At 41.3% G+C, this 18634-nt stretch carries 16 protein-coding genes; 7 read left to right on the top strand and 9 right to left on the bottom strand.

Annotated features, from left to right (window positions below):
- Positions 1-422: 422 nt before the first annotated feature.
- Both gppA and rhlB read right to left on the bottom strand, forming a co-directional pair.
- On the bottom strand, positions 423-1925 hold the full coding sequence (gppA, locus tag OM33_RS03555) for a guanosine-5'-triphosphate,3'-diphosphate diphosphatase (RefSeq protein WP_038638864.1): 1503 nt from the start codon (positions 1923-1925) through the stop codon (positions 423-425).
- A gap of 18 nt (positions 1926-1943) precedes the next feature.
- Positions 1944-3200, bottom strand: coding sequence for an ATP-dependent RNA helicase RhlB (rhlB, locus tag OM33_RS03550; RefSeq protein ID WP_038638861.1), 1257 nt, complete (start codon positions 3198-3200; stop codon positions 1944-1946).
- Positions 3201-3291: 91 nt separating this feature from the next.
- Between rhlB and trxA the strand changes: the two genes are divergently transcribed.
- The 3 genes from trxA (at position 3292) to OM33_RS03535 (ending at position 6403) form a co-directional block, all read left to right on the top strand.
- Positions 3292-3618: a thioredoxin TrxA gene (trxA, locus tag OM33_RS03545; protein ID WP_038638857.1), complete on the top strand. Its 327-nt coding sequence runs from the start codon at positions 3292-3294 to the stop codon at positions 3616-3618.
- Between the two features lie 174 nt (positions 3619-3792).
- The gene (rho, locus tag OM33_RS03540; RefSeq protein ID WP_010562309.1) at positions 3793-5052 is read left to right on the top strand and encodes a transcription termination factor Rho; all 1260 of its coding nucleotides are present in this window, start codon (positions 3793-3795) and stop codon (positions 5050-5052) included.
- 106 nt (positions 5053-5158) lie between these two features.
- Positions 5159-6403 carry a methyl-accepting chemotaxis protein gene (locus tag OM33_RS03535; protein WP_038638853.1) on the top strand — a complete coding sequence of 415 codons (1245 nt, stop codon included), beginning with the start codon at positions 5159-5161 and terminating at the stop codon, positions 6401-6403.
- A 36-nt stretch (positions 6404-6439) separates the two neighbouring features.
- Here OM33_RS03535 and OM33_RS03530 read toward each other — a convergent pair whose 3' ends face one another.
- Both OM33_RS03530 and OM33_RS03525 read right to left on the bottom strand, forming a co-directional pair.
- A complete protein-coding gene (locus OM33_RS03530; protein WP_038638850.1) occupies positions 6440-7708 on the bottom strand; it encodes an Ig-like domain-containing protein in 1269 nt (422 codons plus the stop codon).
- Positions 7709-7720: 12 nt separating this feature from the next.
- Positions 7721-8239: an outer membrane beta-barrel protein gene (locus OM33_RS03525; protein ID WP_038638847.1), complete on the bottom strand. Its 519-nt coding sequence runs from the start codon at positions 8237-8239 to the stop codon at positions 7721-7723.
- A 172-nt stretch (positions 8240-8411) separates the two neighbouring features.
- On the opposite strand from OM33_RS03525, the gene ubiD reads away from it, so the two are divergent.
- The 4 genes from ubiD to OM33_RS03505 all read left to right on the top strand — a co-directional run bounded on the left by ubiD (position 8412) and on the right by OM33_RS03505 (position 11800).
- Positions 8412-9884 carry a 4-hydroxy-3-polyprenylbenzoate decarboxylase gene (ubiD, locus tag OM33_RS03520; protein WP_038638843.1) on the top strand — a complete coding sequence of 491 codons (1473 nt, stop codon included), beginning with the start codon at positions 8412-8414 and terminating at the stop codon, positions 9882-9884.
- Between the two features lie 34 nt (positions 9885-9918).
- The gene (gene fre, locus OM33_RS03515) at positions 9919-10632 is read left to right on the top strand and encodes an NAD(P)H-flavin reductase (protein WP_038638839.1); all 714 of its coding nucleotides are present in this window, start codon (positions 9919-9921) and stop codon (positions 10630-10632) included.
- 122 nt (positions 10633-10754) lie between these two features.
- Positions 10755-11072, top strand: a complete 318-nt coding sequence (locus OM33_RS03510; protein ID WP_038638836.1) for a hypothetical protein — start codon at positions 10755-10757, stop codon at positions 11070-11072.
- A gap of 32 nt (positions 11073-11104) precedes the next feature.
- Positions 11105-11800, top strand: a complete 696-nt coding sequence (locus tag OM33_RS03505) for a helix-turn-helix transcriptional regulator (protein ID WP_199922497.1) — start codon at positions 11105-11107, stop codon at positions 11798-11800.
- A 543-nt stretch (positions 11801-12343) separates the two neighbouring features.
- On the opposite strand, the gene OM33_RS03500 is transcribed toward OM33_RS03505, so the two are convergent.
- The 5 genes from OM33_RS03500 to hemC all read right to left on the bottom strand — a co-directional run bounded on the left by OM33_RS03500 (position 12344) and on the right by hemC (position 18620).
- Positions 12344-13009, bottom strand: a complete 666-nt coding sequence (locus tag OM33_RS03500) for an AbiV family abortive infection protein (RefSeq protein WP_038638833.1) — start codon at positions 13007-13009, stop codon at positions 12344-12346.
- Between the two features lie 592 nt (positions 13010-13601).
- Positions 13602-14597, bottom strand: coding sequence for an adenosine deaminase (gene add, locus OM33_RS03495; RefSeq protein WP_038638830.1), 996 nt, complete (start codon positions 14595-14597; stop codon positions 13602-13604).
- 151 nt (positions 14598-14748) lie between these two features.
- A complete protein-coding gene (locus OM33_RS03490) occupies positions 14749-15861 on the bottom strand; it encodes a heme biosynthesis HemY N-terminal domain-containing protein (RefSeq protein ID WP_038638826.1) in 1113 nt (370 codons plus the stop codon).
- Positions 15858-17672 (bottom strand): uroporphyrinogen-III C-methyltransferase, encoded by a 1815-nt coding sequence (locus OM33_RS03485; RefSeq protein ID WP_038638823.1) that lies wholly within the window; start codon positions 17670-17672, stop codon positions 15858-15860. The genes OM33_RS03490 and OM33_RS03485 overlap by 4 nt, the downstream gene beginning before the upstream one ends.
- A gap of 12 nt (positions 17673-17684) precedes the next feature.
- Positions 17685-18620 carry a hydroxymethylbilane synthase gene (gene hemC, locus OM33_RS03480; protein WP_038638821.1) on the bottom strand — a complete coding sequence of 312 codons (936 nt, stop codon included), beginning with the start codon at positions 18618-18620 and terminating at the stop codon, positions 17685-17687.
- Between the last annotated feature and the right edge of the window lie 14 nt (positions 18621-18634).

Raw genomic sequence — 18634 nt, 5'->3', positions numbered from 1 at the left:
TTATTCCGTTGGTCACTCAGTTCAACTAAGTCTAAATTTTGTTACGCTTTAAAAGCGTATGTTAGAACTTAATCTGTACGAGTGCCCACACAGATGATTGCTTAAATTTTTAAAGAACAGTGCAAACAACTTGGTGTTTGCTGCAGCCTCTCTCGCTGCGAAGTGGAGCGCTATATTAACCGCTTCACTTTTAAAGTCAACTAGAAAATTAATTTATTTTTCAAAGTAACTTTCCGTTTGACTCCCGGTCACTTAACTCAGCGTTTGTTGTTGCTGTGCTCCGTGTCGGTGGATGCGCATTATAGGGAGATTCGATTTCAGTGCAAGCACTTTTTGCAAGAAAATTTAAACTTTTGATTCGTTTGCTCAGCAAGTGAGCAAAACGTCTATTTTCTTAACAAAAAGCGCTTTTATTTGATCAATTAGTTAACAGCAATGTGTAAAACTTGACCTGCCTTACGAAGGTATTCGCACTCAGCTTCTAGTTCAGCCTGCATTAATGGGTGCTGGCTAAACCAAATATGTGGAATAACAATTGATAAATCATTATCTGATGTAAGTAGTTTTAACTCTGGAAGTACATCATCCTGTCGACGCATGCTCAGAATTACCGACAATCGAAGTATATGAAGTAGCTTGTTGGTTACATCTGAAAAGCAGCCTAACGATTCTAGGTTAACTTTATCGATATCCTCTTTATGATACTTCACTAAGAAGACTAATCGATTTTTCTGTGCTTTGGTAAATCCAGGCATATCGGTATTAGTCATAACGTATGCGCCGTGCTGACCATATTTCTTATAACCAATTAATAAACCCGTCTCGTGTAATTTAGCCGCCGCTTCGAGAATCGATAAATCTTCATCAGATAATTGCCACTCATGCTTTACTTGGTTTGCTAGTAATAAAGCAATATCTGCTACCCGCTTAGATTGCGTTGCATCTATATGGTAACGAGATAAAAAGCTATTAACCGTGCGCGCACGAATATCTGAGTTATGCAGTTCAGGGATCATTGAATAGAGTACCCCTTCCCTTAAAGCGCCACCAGCAAGACCCATTACTTCAATACTTAAGCTTTCAAATAACGCTATTAATATTGAAAGGCCTGATGCAAAGACTAACTTTCTTTCTTGCATCAATCCGGGAAGGTCAAGCTTATCGATAGACTTATATAATACTGCCTGATGTTTAATTGCATTAAGTTTATCAAGTGTGAGTAAATCATCTTGTCTTTGAGCAATCATGATTTCTTGAATGGCTTGTACTGTTCCTGAAGCACCAGACACACTTAACCAACCAAGTTTTTTATACTCGGCAATAATAGGTGCGATAATTTCTTTTGCTGCATTGGTAGCAGCTTCAAAGTTATCATGGGTTAACAAGCCATCTTCGAAATACTTCTCAAGATAAGTGACACATCCCATATTTAAGCTTTTATATAATAGTGGATCGAAGCCATCACCAATCACGACTTCGGTACTTGCACCACCAATATCAATCACTAATTGCTTACCGAGTGTTGATGAGGTGTGTGCTACACCTTTATAGATTGTTTTTGCTTCTTCTTCACCACTAATTACTCTTATAGGATGACCAAGAATTAATTCAGCCTTTTCGACGAACTGCTGAGCATTGGCAGCTAAGCGGAGTGTAGCTGTAGCAACAATTGTAATGTTATCTTTCGGAATATCTTGTAAGCGCTCAGCAAAAAGAGAGAGACATTCCCACCCTCTTTGCATCGCTTCAATGCTTAGCTGGTTATTTTCATCCAATCCTGCCGCTAACCTAACTTTTCGCTTCACTCGACCAATTGTCTGTAAATCACCGGCTACGGCTTTGGCTATTAACATATGAAAACTGTTTGACCCTAAATCAATTACGGCAAAACAGTTCTGATCATTTGTTTTATCAACGGTTAGCATTGATACCTCAAAAAACTACTAACTATGGGCTCTTCTTTGAGCTGGTTTATTTGGGCGTCTGTTATTTTGATTTGGACGCTTTGCACGGTTATAACGTGGTTTTGGAATATCGTCTAACAGTGCTGTTTTATCATAATGAGATAACGGGATTGCATGGTCAATATACTCTTCAATTGGTTGAAGGTTATAAGCATATTGCTCACAGGCAAAACTAATTGCATGGCCATAAGCACCTGCGCGACCAGTACGACCAATGCGGTGGACATAATCTTCACAATCATCTGGCAAATCAAAGTTAAACACATGACTTACAGCATCGATATGCAATCCACGCGCGGCAACATCAGTCGCAACTAAAAAGTCTAAATGACCATCAGTAAACTGTTTTAGTATTGAGATACGTTTTTTCTGATTCACATCACCCGTTAACAAGCCCACACGGTGACCATCTGCTTTCATCCACTGATAAACGTTTTCACACATGTGCTTAGTATTTGCAAAAACAATTGCTTTGTCTGGCCACTCTTCTTCAATAAGGGTCAGTAAAAGGGGAATTTTATCGTCTTGTGAAGTGTGGAAAAGTTCTTCTTGAATGCGGTGATTGGTTTTCTGCTCAGGCTCAACTTGCACATGAATAGGATTCGTCATGTGCTCAAATGCTAATTCTTGCACACGGTATGAAAGTGTTGCCGAAAATAATAAGTTTAAGCGCTCTGTCGCTTCAGGCATACGACGCAACAAATAACGAATATCTTTAATAAAGCCAAGATCGAACATACGATCGGCTTCGTCTAATACCACAACTTCAATATCATTTAAGCTGTAGCACCCCTGTTTATATAGATCGATCAACCGGCCAGTTGTACCAATTAAAATATCTACACCTTTTTCGAGTTGCGCCTGTTGTTTTTCATATTCCTCGCCACCATATACAATGCCAAGGTTAAGCTTACAGTCTGGTGCAAATATTTTTGCATCATTATAAATTTGTAACGCCAGCTCCCGAGTAGGCGCCATAATAAGTGCTCTTGGGTGTTTACTTGCCCCTTTACTATTTACCAGTAAGTGGTGACAAGTCGCAGCTAAAAACGCAATGGTTTTACCAGTACCCGTTTGCGCTTGCCCTGCAATATCTCTTTTTTGTAGTGCATAAGGTAAACTTTTTGCCTGAATTGGCGTACAAAGTTCAAAGCCTTTGCGAGTTAGTCCGGCAACCACTTCCGGTGCGATGTCAAAGTCGGCAAACTTTGTTTCGGTTAAATGTGTCTTATTCATAGCGAATAAGCATAACGCTTAAACTTGCAATAAGAAACAATAGTGTTTAAATACGCTATAAATAAATTCGCGAAAATTATCGGAGAACCCAATGAGCGATAAAATTATCCAACTTACAGACGATAGCTTTGAGTCTGATGTAGTTAATGCTAACGGCCCTGTACTAGTTGATTTTTGGGCTGAGTGGTGTGGTCCATGTAAAATGATCGCGCCAATTCTTGACGAAGTAGCTGAAGAATTTTCTGGTCGTGTAACGATTGCTAAATTAAACATCGACCAAAACTCAGGTACACCGCCTAAGTTTGGTATTCGTGGCATCCCAACACTTCTTCTATTTAAAGACGGTGGTGTTGCTGCAACTAAAGTTGGTGCGCTTTCTAAAACTCAACTTGTTGAATTTTTAGAAGACAACATCTAATTGAAGAGGCTGGTCTACCCAGCCTTTTTCATTTTTGCGTTGATTATTTTTTATAAAGACTGGACGCTTTCAGCAAGAGCTGCTAACTTATTACATCATATTTATCCTTAGTAATTATTCAATATTACTTCCACTCAAAAACCTTGAGAAAAAAACATTAAAGAACCCACCAATATGCATTTACGCGAACTTAAAAATAAGTCGATTAACGAACTTGTAAAACTAGCTGAGTCCATGGGACTTGAAAATGTAGGCCGCTTAAGAAAACAAGACATTATTTTTGCCATTTTAAAAGCTCACGCAAAGAGTGGTGAAAACATTTATGGCGGTGGCGTACTAGAAATCCTTCAAGACGGTTTTGGCTTCCTTCGTTCTTTCGAAGCCTCTTATTTAGCTGGACCAGATGATATCTATGTATCACCTAGCCAAATCAGACGCTTTAGTTTACGTACTGGTGATACAATTAATGGATTAATTCGTCCGCCAAAAGATGGCGAACGTTATTTCGCACTATTAAAAGTAAACGAAGTTAACTTCGACAAACCTGAAAACTCTCGTACTAAGATCCTATTCGAAAACTTAACACCACTTCACGCAAACGACCGTTTACGTATGGAACGTGGTAATGGTAGTACTGAAGATATCACAACCCGTGTAATCGATTTAGCAGCGCCAATTGGTAAAGGACAACGTGGTCTATTAGTAGCTCCGCCAAAAGCGGGTAAAACAATGTTGCTACAAAACATTGCGCAGTCTATTAGCTCTAACCACCCTGAGTGTGAACTAATTGTTCTACTAATCGACGAACGTCCAGAAGAAGTTACCGAAATGCAACGCCTAGTAAAAGGCGAAGTAGTTGCTTCAACATTCGATGAGCCTGCAAGCCGTCACGTACAAGTTGCTGAAATGGTAATTGAAAAAGCAAAACGCTTGGTTGAACACAAAAAAGACGTTGTTATCCTACTTGATTCAATTACGCGTTTAGCCCGTGCTTACAACACCGTAATTCCTTCATCAGGTAAAGTACTTACTGGTGGTGTTGATGCTAACGCACTTCATAAACCTAAGCGTTTCTTCGGTGCAGCGCGTAACGTTGAACAAGGCGGTAGCTTAACAATTATTGCAACTGCACTTATCGATACTGGCTCGAAAATGGATGAAGTTATCTACGAAGAGTTCAAAGGTACTGGTAATATGGAATTACACTTAAACCGTAAGATAGCGGAAAAACGTGTATTCCCAGCAATCGACTTCAACCGTTCAGGTACACGTCGTGAAGAACTACTGACAAAAGCTGACGAACTTCAGAAAATGTGGATTCTTCGCAAGATCGTACACGAAATGTCAGAGATCGACGCAATGGAATTCTTAATTGATAAACTTGCAATGTGCAAAACCAATGATGAATTCTTCGATTCGATGAAGCGAAAATAATCACATATATTTGTAAAAAGCGCTGGTAAATTACCGGCGCTTTTCTTTTCTCACATAAAAATCTGTTCTATAACTATTAAACACTTACACGTTATTAATCAGATTTATGCAAATACGTAAATTACTTTTACCCAGCTTAATCATTCTTAGCGCATGCTCCCTCTTATTGCTTTTTTTAGCAGATGCCAGTGCCCTATTCATGTCACTGCAAGCTGTGCTCTCACTTTCAATCGTTATACTCGGTTGGCAAGTGCAACAAAGTTACCAAAACCAAAGCAAAAACCTAAAGGCATTTGCACAAGCGGTCTCTAATCCAAGTAAAGTTAACCTTAAGTTTCGGTTTCAACAAAATGGTACTGGAGAAGACATCAAAGAGAGCAGTTTAATCGATAATTGGCTCGCATTGATGGATCATTTACTAAACGAGATTTACGCTTCCTCAGCAAGGCTATATCCGATGGCCAATGAACTAAAAGATACCTATTCTTCTATGACGCAAAAAGCTACCATGCAACACAGCCATGGCGAGACACTGGGGTCCTCCATGGCCGCCATGCTGGATGTGTCGGCACAACTAGACGAAAATCTCGATAAAATATATCAAGCAGTAGCAAGTGCTACACAGTCAGTAAAGAAAACTCGTACCGACTCTGACGTCAGTCAAGCTAGTTTAATATCCCTCGCAGAAAAGATAGAACAAACGGGTGAGCAGCTCGACCAACTCAAAAAGGACAGTGATCAAATCACCTCAATTATAGAAGTGATCAACGCTATTGCTGAACAAACTAACCTACTCGCGCTCAATGCAGCAATTGAGGCAGCTCGCGCAGGTGAGCAAGGACGTGGATTTGCTGTTGTAGCTGACGAAGTGCGCAACCTCGCGGCACGTACCAGTCAATCAACACAAGAAGTGAGTGCTATGGTCAGTAAAATCCAAAACGGTACAGACTCAGTACATCAATTTATGATGGCGGCACACGAAGAAACAAAGCAAACGGTAAGTTTGTCAGAGCAAGCAAATCAAGAAATCGACCAAATTGATGATTCAATGAGTAATATTCATGCTTTATCTGAACAAATCCACCAGCAAGTTGCACAGCAAAAAATCGTTTCTGATGAAGCCCAGTCTTCCGTCACTTCAATGATTGAATTAAATTCAGATGCGCTTTCGAGTTCAAAAATTCAATCTGTTACCAGTGATGATTTATTTAATCTCGCAACTAGCTTAAAAGAGAAACTCGAATTATTTGATTTTAACAGTATGGAATGGAACACGGATACGCGCACCAAGTTGAGGCAAGAAAAAGCGACAGCGCAAACAGCTGACAGTGGTGAAATTGATTTATTTTAGAAAGTGCGCCTAAATTTTAAGGCGCACTCGCTTTATTTACTCTACAACAGTCACATCGAGCGTTTCAGATTTACCTTCATAGCTCGAGATGAGTGTAAATGAGCCTGTATTAGCCGTTGCAGCTGTCAGCTCTAAATGCGCTTCATCGGTGCCTTCTTTCAATAGCTTTGACGTTGCTAAATCGGTGCCAGATAAATTCCAACTTGCGAATTCAGACACATTAAAATCACCATTAACACCAGTTAAGTCTGCAAATAGCTGCAGTGACACTTTCGCCCCCTGCTTTATTTCTAAGCTATCTGTGCCGGTATTAATTTTTAAGCTTTTCAGAGTTGAATCACCTGTTACTTCAACCGAAACCTGTGCTTGCTGACCACCACACGTAGCATATACATTGGTCGTGCCACTTGTTAATCCTACTATGTTTCCTTTCACATCGTCGGCATTTGAAACAGATGTTATAGCGGTATCACTCGAAGCCCAAATAGCACTGTTTGATGTAGTGTACGTCTCACCATTTAATAACGTTATCTTAGGTGTCAACGTGTCTCGCTCGGCTAACGCCAATGCTAATGACTCAATATCTTTACTATCACGTTGAATCGATAAGCCATTAAGTTGTGCAATAGATGCGGTGAAGTTATCACTGCCAGTTACACCGTCGCTATGTTTGGCAGTAATGGTCAAAGTCTCATCTTGCTCGGCAGAAGTTGATAATAGCCCTGTTGCACTAATTTTTGCTGTAGTTGAGCCAGTAAACTGCCAACTAAGTAAATTTGTATCTGGCGCACTCACATAGCCATCTTGATACGTCACTTTAGCGGCAAGCTGCGTATCCACACAGGTATTAAGCGTGTTACCGTCCATTTCCTTTAAAACAACACTTATTGCCGTTGCTTTGCTTTCACTAATTGATAGCTCGGTTGTGGCTTCAATTTCATTAATTGTTGTCGCTGTGAAAGTCACAATACCTTGATTATCTTCAAGGGCTTTAACTGCTGTAACTAGGCCACTGCTATTAATGGTCGCCACATCCGTATTTGATGAGGTCCAAGTAACTTCTTCCGTGACATCTCTAACATCACCTTTTGAGTCGGTGCCCATGGCGATTAGCTTATGCGTTTGTCCCGGGCGTAATCTAATATCACTGCCAGTAAATTCGATGCTTTCAATAATTGTGCCATTGGCACGTTGAGACTCTAACTTGACGGCTTTTACTAATGCTGCAGGATCATCGAAATCACTGCATGCCGAAAGCATAAACGCACTCGCCATAGCTAAAGGCAATAATTTATATTTTGTCATGTTCTATTCCCTCTAAAATATGTAGCTAACGCCAAGCGTGTAATTAGCAAGTTTGAAATCTGTGTCCGAGTGCAGTACTTGGTAGCCTAAACGTACTTTCACATCTTCAAAATGAGGGATCTGTTGATTAATACCCACTCCCCAAGCAAAACCGTCATAACTATCAATACCGTTATAGGTCTCTTCAGGTCCTGAAACTGCGAGTTCATTCCAGCTCCAACCAAGCAAAATATCAGCACTAAAACCATAAGAAGCTGGCGATTCAAAACGACCGAAAACAGAGTAAGATTTATCAAGTTCGAAATTCATACGGTATAAGTCATCATCACCGCCCGATACCGCAACTTGCCCTTCTAGTGCAATGCCCTCAAAAAACTCATAACCCGCTTTCACATAAACGGCATTAGGGTTTACCTTTTCGTTGGCAATTTCAAAATTGTTATATGCGTAATCTACGCCCACATACATCTCATTTGCAGCTAAAGATGCACCACTAAAAGCAAGCATGCTAGAAAAAATCAAAGATTTCATAAAAATCCTTTTTGTATAATTGTGTCCCTATTCTATTGAATGCAAATCCAAAAAGCACTCTCATAAGTATAAACAATTGTAACTGCGCAGACGGGATTACAATTGCCCGTAACTTGCGCAAAAGGTTATACTATCACCAATCCATTTTTATAATTAAAAGCCTGACAATACTATGAAATATAAAGACCTCAGGGACTTTATCGAACTGTTAGAAAAGAAAGGTCAGCTAAAGCGTATCAAACAAGAAATTGATACCTATTTAGAGATGACCGAAATCGCCGACCGCACTTTGCGTGCAAAAGGCCCTGCACTACTTTTCGAAAATCCAAAAGGCTATTCCATTCCTGTTCTTGCTAACCTATTTGGTACACCTGAGCGTGTTGCTTTAGGTATGGGGCAAGAAGATGTATCAGAACTAAGAGAAGTCGGTAAGTTACTCGCCTTTTTAAAAGAGCCTGAGCCACCAAAAGGCATTAAAGATGCGCTAAGCCAGCTACCGGTGTTTAAGCAAGTACTCAACATGCCGCCAAAAGAAGTAAAGAAGGCACCATGCCAACAAGTAATTCTTGAAGGAGATGAGGTTGATTTAACTAAACTGCCGATTCAACACTGCTGGCCTGGCGATGCAGCGCCACTGATCACTTGGGGCTTAACAGTTACTAAAGGGCCTTATAAAAAGCGCCAAAACTTAGGTATTTACCGCCAACAATTACTGGGCAAAAATAAAATTATTATGCGCTGGTTATCACACCGTGGTGGTGCACTCGATTATCAAGAGTGGTGTAAAGAACACCCAGGTGAACCCTATCCTGTCTCGGTAGCGCTTGGGGCAGACCCTGCAACTATACTTGGTGCAGTCACACCTGTTCCAGATACGCTAAGCGAGTACGCTTTTGCTGGATTGTTACGTGGCAGCAAAACTGAAGTGGTAAAGTCAATTTCAAATGACTTACAAGTACCTGCCAGCGCCGAGTTTGTATTAGAAGGTTATATTGAACAGGGCGAAATGGCACCTGAAGGACCTTATGGCGACCACACCGGTTACTATAATGAAGTCGATGACTTCCCGGTCATGACAGTAACGCATATTACGCACCGTAAAGATCCTATCTACCACAGCACCTATACTGGCCGTCCGCCTGATGAACCGGCTATTTTGGGGGTTGCGCTTAACGAAGTGTTTGTGCCTATTTTGCAAAAGCAATTCCCTGAGATTGTCGATTTCTACTTACCACCTGAAGGCTGCTCTTACCGCATGGCTGTGGTTACCATGAAAAAGCAATATCCGGGTCATGCAAAACGCGTAATGATGGGTGTTTGGTCATTCTTACGTCAATTCATGTATACTAAGTTCGTTATTGTGTGTGATGATGATGTAAATGCCCGCGACTGGAATGATGTAATTTGGGCAATCACCACGCGTATGGATCCTGCCCGTGATACCACAATGATTGAAAATACCCCGATAGATTATCTCGACTTTGCCTCACCAGTTTCTGGCTTAGGGTCAAAAATGGGGCTTGATGCCACCAACAAATGGCCAGGAGAAACCGACCGAGAATGGGGCGAGCCCATTGTAATGGACGATAAAGTCAAACAACGTGTTGATGAAATTTGGGATTCACTCAACATTTTAGAAAAGTAACGCAGTTAAACTTGCGTCGTGAAAAGGTTTAAAAATGCAATTAGTTAAAGCAAACGTGGTAAGCATTGCTCCTTTAACAGAGTATGTTTATAAAGTTGAACTAAAACCAAGTGAGCCAGTGTCATTTGAAGCAGGTCACTACCTGCAACTGGTATTGGGTGAAAAAGATAAACGCGCATTCTCAATCGCAAGCCGCCCAAGCCAAACCGAGCTATTAGAATTACATATCGGTGCATCAGAAGAAAACAGTTATGCCATGCAAGCGCTGGATCACCTAAAAGAGCACTTTGCTAATAATACGCAAGCCGATGTTGAAGTGGGCTTAGGTATTTCACAACTACGCACTGAGTCAGAGCTGCCTGTAGTATTACTTGCGGGCGGAACAGGCTTCTCATACGTTAAATCAATGGCTGATCACCTTGCAGAAATTAAATCAACACGCCCTGTTTTCTTTTACTGGGGTGTGCGCGATGAATCAGCACTATATGCCAAAGATGAAATGGAAAAGTGGGCTGCAAGCCAAGCTAACTTTAACTTTATTCCAGTAGTAGAGCACGCGAGTGACAACTGGCAAGGTCACACAGGCTATGTGCATAAAGCAGTAATGAAAGATATGGATTCGCTTGCGCCATACGAAATCTATATGGCAGGTCGCTTCGATATGATTGGCCCTGTACGTGATGACTTTATTGCCCACGGTGCTATTCGCGAAAACATGTATGCTGATGCTTTCGCATTCATCAAATAATAGATATCGTGATTTTCTAAAAGGAGCCATTTGGCTCCTTTTTTATTTTCTAGCTCATTTGCTACTGACACTCCCTGACATAACAGCCTGATTAAATAACCTCATCATTTCAAAGGAGACAAATGATGAGTAACGTAATCGAAATCGTAAATTTCAAACTTGCAGAAACTACTCAAGCCGCAGATTTCACAGCTGCTAATGACGCTTTACAGCAATTCCTTAATAACCAAACCGGTGTGCTGTACCGATCACTTGCCAAACAACAAAGCGACAATATTTACGTTGATGTGGTTTACTTTGCCACTATGGCAGATGCTAAACGTGTGCAAGACGCATTTTATGAAAATGAAATTTGCCAGCAGTTCGCCAAGTTAATTGAAAAAGAAAGTGTTATTTTAGAGCACTACGATGTAGTGTCACAAACACCTTGTGACGCATAATTAACACGTAAAGCACATTCAATTAAGGAAATATGGTGCATAAATCTGAGCGTTTATTTCAACTGGTTAACTTACTTAAAGGCCGCCGCCTTGCTGTAACCGCCAAACAGCTAGCAGATAAACTAAACGTATCTGAGCGCACCATTTACCGCGACATTCAACACTTACAAACATCGGGCGTGCCTATCGAAGGCGAAGCAGGCATTGGTTACCTTATTTCAGAATGTGACCTGCCCCCCATGATGTTTACCCTCGAAGAACTGCAAGCCTTAATGCTCGGCAGTCGCATGGTAAGCGAATGGACGGATCCTGTTTTAGCCGATAAAGCCCATTCTGCACTTGCTAAAATTGAGGCCGTTTTACCAAGTAGCTTAAAACAAAAAGTGGATGATCTGCCCTATTTAGTATCGGGTTGGAGTCATAACCAAGCACAACAAGCTTTCACCCTCACCTTACGCCAAGGCATAGAGCAACACCGCTGTGTAAACATTGATTATTCCGATGCCAAACAGCAAATCACCAGCCGCCTTGTAGAGCCTTTAGGTATGGTGTATTGGGGTGGCAAATGGACGCTAATCACTTTTTGCCGCTTACGAAACGACTATCGCGAATTTCGTATAGACCGCATTCAAGCGGTATCACTTACAGAGTTTTCATTTACAACCCATGACGATAAATCGCTCGCGCATTATGTGAAGCTAGTGCAGGAGAAATATAAGGAGTGTTAAGGGAAGCTGCTTTATTTATGAAACACACCTTTGCAAAAAGTGAAAAGACCTTACCGCTGTTTTGCTAGATAGATATCGTAACTAAATAAATCTAACCCAAGCGCACAATCTCAACTTATTTATAGAATTAAAACTGGTTTGTCGCGCTGGCGACAGCAGCCAAAGGGCGGCTTGCGCCGGCCTCCCTTTGGAATCCCTCGGCGCCCAAAAATCAAACTAACTCTTCAAGCAAAATTTAAATGTGAACATAAACGCCATGAAGCAACGTCCCTATTGTACATGGCTTGCTCGACCGCTTCGCTCCCTGTCTCGCATTATTCATTTAAACTCCGCTTTCAGGTTTGATTAATGGGTGAGGGAGTGAACTTTGAAAACAGCTTTCAAGTCCACAAAAGCGCTAAACTCAGGCAGCGGTAACGCACTGTAAAACCTTGAGTAATACTACAACCTAGCTCAAACCGTTACACCGTAAATCCTAAAGACGATTTAAACCAAAAATACGGCGTGTTGCTAGGCTACCTTAAACGCTCAGTAATAACTCATTTAGCCAACAAAATCTTCGAAGGAAACATTAGACTCTTCTGCTAAACCTTCATTGAGCATTTCAGTGAACCATGCTTTTAAAGCTGCTTGCATTTCCGGCATTGAAGATTTCCACACAGGTTTGATGTGTTTAACCCAAAGATCTAACTCCTTTTGCGTATATGTTCTATGTTCACACAAAGTACTAGCAACTCTTAGAATATCTTTGGCTGCTTCTTTGTCGATGACCTGACTAGGAACAGCCCAATGTTTTTGACCTAAGCAGTCTGTATAAAAACCAACTTGCTTTAGATCATCCAGTAGCGCTGGAAAATCGTTTTCTTCGGAATAAATACCTCCGAAATCACGAAGTTTTTTACAACCATTTGCGACCAATAAAGGAAATACGTACATCACATTCTTTTTAGTATGAGTCCGATAAGCTTTCCAAGCGTCTTTGACCTCTTTTCCATCTCTTGCAACTGCTAACTCACGAAGGATTGAAATTTTCCCAGCCTCTTCAATTGCTAACACAGCTATGGAGTAAGCCGTCGGATAGCTTTCAAGTTCAAACAGTTTTTCAGCATCACTCAGTAGCCGCTTGGCATTTTGTTGAGCAAAATTCATTCCATTAGCAATCTCACTTGTGCTGAGTGTATTTTTCCACTGTTTCAAATTTTTACTCAACTGCACACCTTTGAATTATTGCTGTTTATATTCAAAGTCAACTTATAACACCAATATTTAATTGTTACTAGTCAGATAGTTAATTGAAAACCTTCATCTTATAAGTTGTAGAAAGCGGGCAACTTGCCTGCAAAATATTAAGGAAGAATTGCTCTTTTCTATACAGAACAGATGAAATTATTCAACACCTGCTCAATAGTGACCTTAAAGGCTGTTGCTGAGGAAGATTCCCCCTTTAATCAAACCTGAAACCATTATTTAAATGAATAATGCGAGACAGGGAGCGAAGCGGTCGAGCAAGCTATGCTGAGGCATGGATGCCGATTCATAGCGTTTATGTTCACATTTAAATTATGTTTGAAGAATCCGTTTGATTTTTAGGGCGGCTTTTTCTTGGTTCGTTCTTTTTGGCCGTTTAAAAAGAATGAACGAGTGCGCCATGGATGGCGCATGATATTTACAGGGAGGTACAATACGAGGGATATTTACAGGGATGTGTTAGCTTTAATAAACAAAAAAGGAGCTTTTTAGCTCCTTTTTACTGCTATCGCCAATGCGACGAAATCAAATGCTACTGAAAATATCAGCGAAATTACGCATATTTCCCCATTAACACTTTACGCTCACTATCACTTAAAAACGCGATTTGTAATGCGTTCTTTTGTGCTGTAGTGATTTCAGCCTGTGTTAAACCTGCTTGTGGCGCTGCCACCTCAAATTCGTGTCGAATTTCAATGTTACTTACGCTTGGGTCATCAGTATTAATGGTGGCTAATATGCCGTGTGCTAAAAATTGCTTTAGAGGGTGCGTTGCCATTGATGCAACTGTACTCGTTTGAATATTACTGGTTAAGCACGATTCCACACCAATTTGGTGATCGCGTAGGTAATCCATCAGCGCGGCGTCTTCAATTGCTTTTACACCGTGACCAATACGTGTTGCGCCAAGCTCTTTAATTGCATGCCAAATGCTTTCGCTGCCTGCAGCTTCACCTGCGTGAGTGGTAATTTGTAAACCCGCATCGCGCGCTTGTTTAAAGTGACCTTCAAATAAGTTACCTGGGAAACCAAGCTCGTCACCCGCTAAATCGAGTGCAATAAGCTCATTTTTGTGCGCCAGTAAGCCATCAAGTTCCGCTTGGCATGCTTCAACACCAAAAGTACGCGACAAAATACCAATCAATTTTGCTTGTACGCCCGTCTCACGGCTACCCGCTTTTACGCCATCAATAACCGCAGCAACTACGTCTGCAATATTTAGGTTGTGGGTTTGCGCCATATAATATGGGCTAAAACGCAGCTCAACATAATCAAGCCCCTGCCCTTTTGCATCAAACATATTTTCATAGGCAATGCGACGACATGCATCTAAATCACCCAGCACTTTTACACCCCAATCCAGCTTTTGTAAAAAGCCAAGTAAATCAGGCTCATTTTCAATTACTTGTACATGAGGGCGCAGCGACTCAACATCGCTTGCTGGCAAATCCATATTAAATTTTAGGCCAAGATCTAAAATGGTTTCTGAACGAACATTTCCATCAAGGTGACGGTGTAAATCAAGAAGAGGAAGAGTTGAATCGATCATGGCTTGACCCTTAAAAATTTAAAATTGCGCGGATTCTACGTAGTTTAGCTATAAAAGCAAGGATTGCTTAGGACATAGGTCCTTATTCGAACAAATATAAAAAAAGCGCCGATCGGCGCTTTCTAATAAAGAATAAATATTCTCGAAAATACTAAGCATAGGTTTGATAAAGCGACACGGCTTTATCAAGCTGACCTGTTTGGCTAAAACATTCAGCTGCAATACGCCAATGTTTGATTGCATTGTCTTTGCTTAGCACTTTGTTAAATACTTTACCGGCCAACTCAAAATCACCTTGTGCTTTGGCAATGTATGCCAGCGTAAGTAATAAGGTTTCGTCCTCAGGTAATTTTTTAAGACGCGTCTGCACAAACTTTTGTAAATCTGAAAGCTTGGTATTAGTGCACTTGCTGAGTACTTGCCAAATTTCGCGGTACTTATCACCTTTAGCGAGTTTTAATAAACTCTTGTCGGTTTGCTCAGGGGCAAATAACGCAAGGTTGATTAAGTAATGAAACTCGGCTTTTTCTTTTAGCTTTTTAGGTAAATTACCGTACGCACTGTTTAGTGCATTTAGGTCTAACGCAGCAAAATAACGCTCAAATAACTGCTGCCACTGCTCGTCACTCAGAGCATGTTTTTTCTCAAAACGACTTAGCTGGTCATTAAGTGTTGACCAATCTTGCTGTGCCACTAAATACTCAGCAAAGTTAGCAAGCTCAAGATTTGTAGCCTTTTTATTTTTGGTGATTTGCTCCATGCTTTCTTTAGCAAGTTCAGCTTGTTCGCTTTCCACCAGCATCTGCGCAATATAAGGGGTGTCGTCTTCAGATACTTGCTCAAGGTGAAGTCTTGCTTCCGCTTTGTTGCCAGCTTCTAGTGCCGCACGTGCAGAAATTGCTTGGGCGATATTTTCCCACCCCTCAGGCACATGTGCTTTTGCTAAACTTTTTTGTGCCCCCACAAAGTCGCGATTAATAAACTGCCATACACCTGTTTTTAAATTAGTTTGCTTGCGCTTATCCGCACGCAATGCCCATTTAAAGCGGGTAACGCCATAGAGCGAGAAAACATAACGCAACAATTTATAAATCACAAAACCAAGCACGGCCAGTAAAATTGCAGCAATCACAAATGCGGTGATCGTGCCTTCAATTGTGTAGTCATTAAACGCGATTAATACATAGCCTTTTTCACCAATAGCAATCGGTGCTAGTGCTAAGACAATTAACGCAATAACAATGCTAATTATTGCCTTACTCATAGTAGCTCCTTAATTGCCGCTTCTGAGCTAAAGGTAAATTCAGGGTTAAACGCTAAGGGCTGTGATTGCAGTTCACTTAATTGGTTATTAAGGTAAACCACTTCAGATGCTTGTACATCGTAGTAATTGGTTAAAACACTTTGCGCCTGCTTTAAGGCTGCAGTAAACATAACCGCTTGCTGCTTAACCAGAGCCGTTTGTGCTTGAACCATATAAAAACGTAGCTGATGACGAATAAGCGCTTGTTCTTCTTGGCTTAATAATGACTCTACCGGTGCGGTGCGTTTGCGCACTTTAATAAAGTCATCCACCAGCAAATCCCAACTGCGTTTTAGATTTGCTTGCCAATCATCGACATTATCCGAAAGGGCTTGTTGGTTAACTTTATCTGCCTCTTCAGGCAACACAACCATGTTAAGTGGTAGCTTGTCTAAATTGGCAATTAACCCCGAAAGCCTTAGGTATATGTTTTCAACATCCACAGTTTGCACAGCATTTAACGCTTGAATATCTTGATGCAGCGCTTCACGAGCGGGCTGCGTGCCAGGGAAACTTTCTAGTAAAATATCAAGCCTTGCCAACATGGCAGCAGCACCTAAATAGTCAGCTTGTACTAGCGCTTTAAACTCAGCCATGCGATACAGGCTTTTCACTTCTTCACGGTTAAGCTCTGGCTCTTGTTGGTTGGCAACCTGTAATTGTTGCTCAATTTTCTGCGTTAGCGCACTTTCTGCCTGTACTAGCTGTGCTGAAAGGGCATTTTGTAATTGCTGATTTTGCCCTTGTAACGAAATAGCTTGCGCATTTGCCGCTGCAATTTGCTCCGACAGGCTATTTTTCTCATTGTTTAACTGAACAAGAAAGTTTTTTTGTTGTTGAAACAGCGTATAGCCATATCCTAAGCCACCAACAGCAGCAAGTGATACTAACAAGGCAACAACAGCAATTGCTTTACCAGAACCGGATTGCTTTTCAGTTGGCGCCGTCACCGTTTCCGTGGTTGTTTTGGGCTTATTAGCTGCTTTATCGCTGATTGTACTCTTTGCGGTAATATCTTTTTCTTGTTCCATAGCGTGACTCTGTTGAGGTTTATGCTGTTCTAATATTGCATTTAAAATGCTTTCGTTATCAGCACCTTGGCAATTAATAATTTGTTTTACATGGGCTTTTTCGTTGAAATACTCAACACAACGTGCACTCACTAAAAATACTGTCAGTGTTGCCAGCCAAGATTTATTGGATGCAACAGCGAGAAAACTATCAATGCTTGCATTGCTGGTCAGTACAATAGTGTCGACACCATTGTTTTTCCATTCGTTGGCGAGTGCCTTGGTCAATCCAGGATTCGCTAAACGCTTATAAACAGCAAGCGGCTGAAAGATCGCTTCTCGCTCTTTTAGCTCTTTTGCAAGTTTATTGCGCCCGCCTTTGCCTTTGACCAGCACAATTCGTTTGCTCGCGACGTTATTAAGCTCAGGCATCGCCAGTAAGCCTTCGCTTGTTTCCACTAATGGGCTGGCACACGGTTTCTCAAAGAGCTCAGTTACCACTTCTGCGGTGCTTTTTCCTACCGCTAAGCAAATGCTATTTTTTGTTAGCTCCGGCTTTAAGGTATGTAAAAAACGCGCAGCATCTTGTGACACAAATAACACAATATCAGCATCATCCAACATGCTAAGTTGCTGTTCACTCACAGTGATAGCTTCAAGCACTAACACAGGCTGAATAGAGCTTGTTATTGCCTTTTCAGCAAGTTGCTCAGCAAGTTGCTGGCTTTTTTCTTCAGCCCGGGTGAGTAAAATATGTGTCACAGTCGTTCCTTGTTAACTTGCGTAAACTTCTGCAAGAATTTTATTCGCGCCTTGCGCTAATAAATGCTCAGCTAGTTGCTCGCCAATTTGTTCAGCATTTGCCACATCACCTGTTAAGGTGTGTTGTAAGATAACCGAGCCATCTAACGCCCCCACAAGGCCACGCAATGTCAGTGTATTACCATCGACCGTTGCAAAAGCACCAATTGGCACTTGGCAACCACCTTGCAATTTACGGTTCATTGCGCGCTCTGCTAGCACACGATAGCGTGTTTCAGTATGCTCTAAAGGTGCCAAAAACGCTTTTGTTATTTCATCATCACTGCGACATTCAATACCCACTGCACCTTGACCATTTGCCGGTAATGAGTCTTCTGCCGCAATAAAATCAGCAATGCGCTCTGGCATTTCTAAGCGGATAAGACCTGCAGCTGCAAGAATAATTGCATCGTATTCACCTGCGTCTAGTTTTGCTAAACGCGTATTAACATTACCGCGTAAATCACGGATTTCTAAATCTGGACGCGCCGCTTTTAGCTGGCACTGACGACGTAAACTAGAGGTACCCACAATAGCGCCCTGCGGTAAATCTGCTAGCGATTTGTACTTATTAGATACAAATGCATCACGTGGATCTTCACGTTCACAAATTGTATGCAGTTCTAGTCCATCAGGGAATTCAACCGGAACGTCTTTCATTGAATGCACAGCGATGTCTGCACGCCCTTCCATCATGGCAACTTCAAGCTCTTTAACAAACAAGCCTTTACCACCAATTTTTGCCAGCGGTGTATCTAATATTTTATCGCCCTGCGTTGACATAGGGACGAGTTCAACCGCTAAGTTAGCATGGTGTTTTTCAAGCTCAGCTTTAACAAATTCAGCTTGCCATAGTGCCAGCGCACTTTTGCGGGTTGCAATACGAATGATAGACTTCTCTTGTGACATAACTTTCCTACACT

Source organism: Pseudoalteromonas piratica, assembly GCF_000788395.1.
In the GTDB taxonomy this organism is placed as follows: domain Bacteria; phylum Pseudomonadota; class Gammaproteobacteria; order Enterobacterales; family Alteromonadaceae; genus Pseudoalteromonas; species Pseudoalteromonas piratica.
Note: the sequence above shows the minus strand (reverse complement) of the source record. Positions and strands in the feature narration are given on the sequence as shown.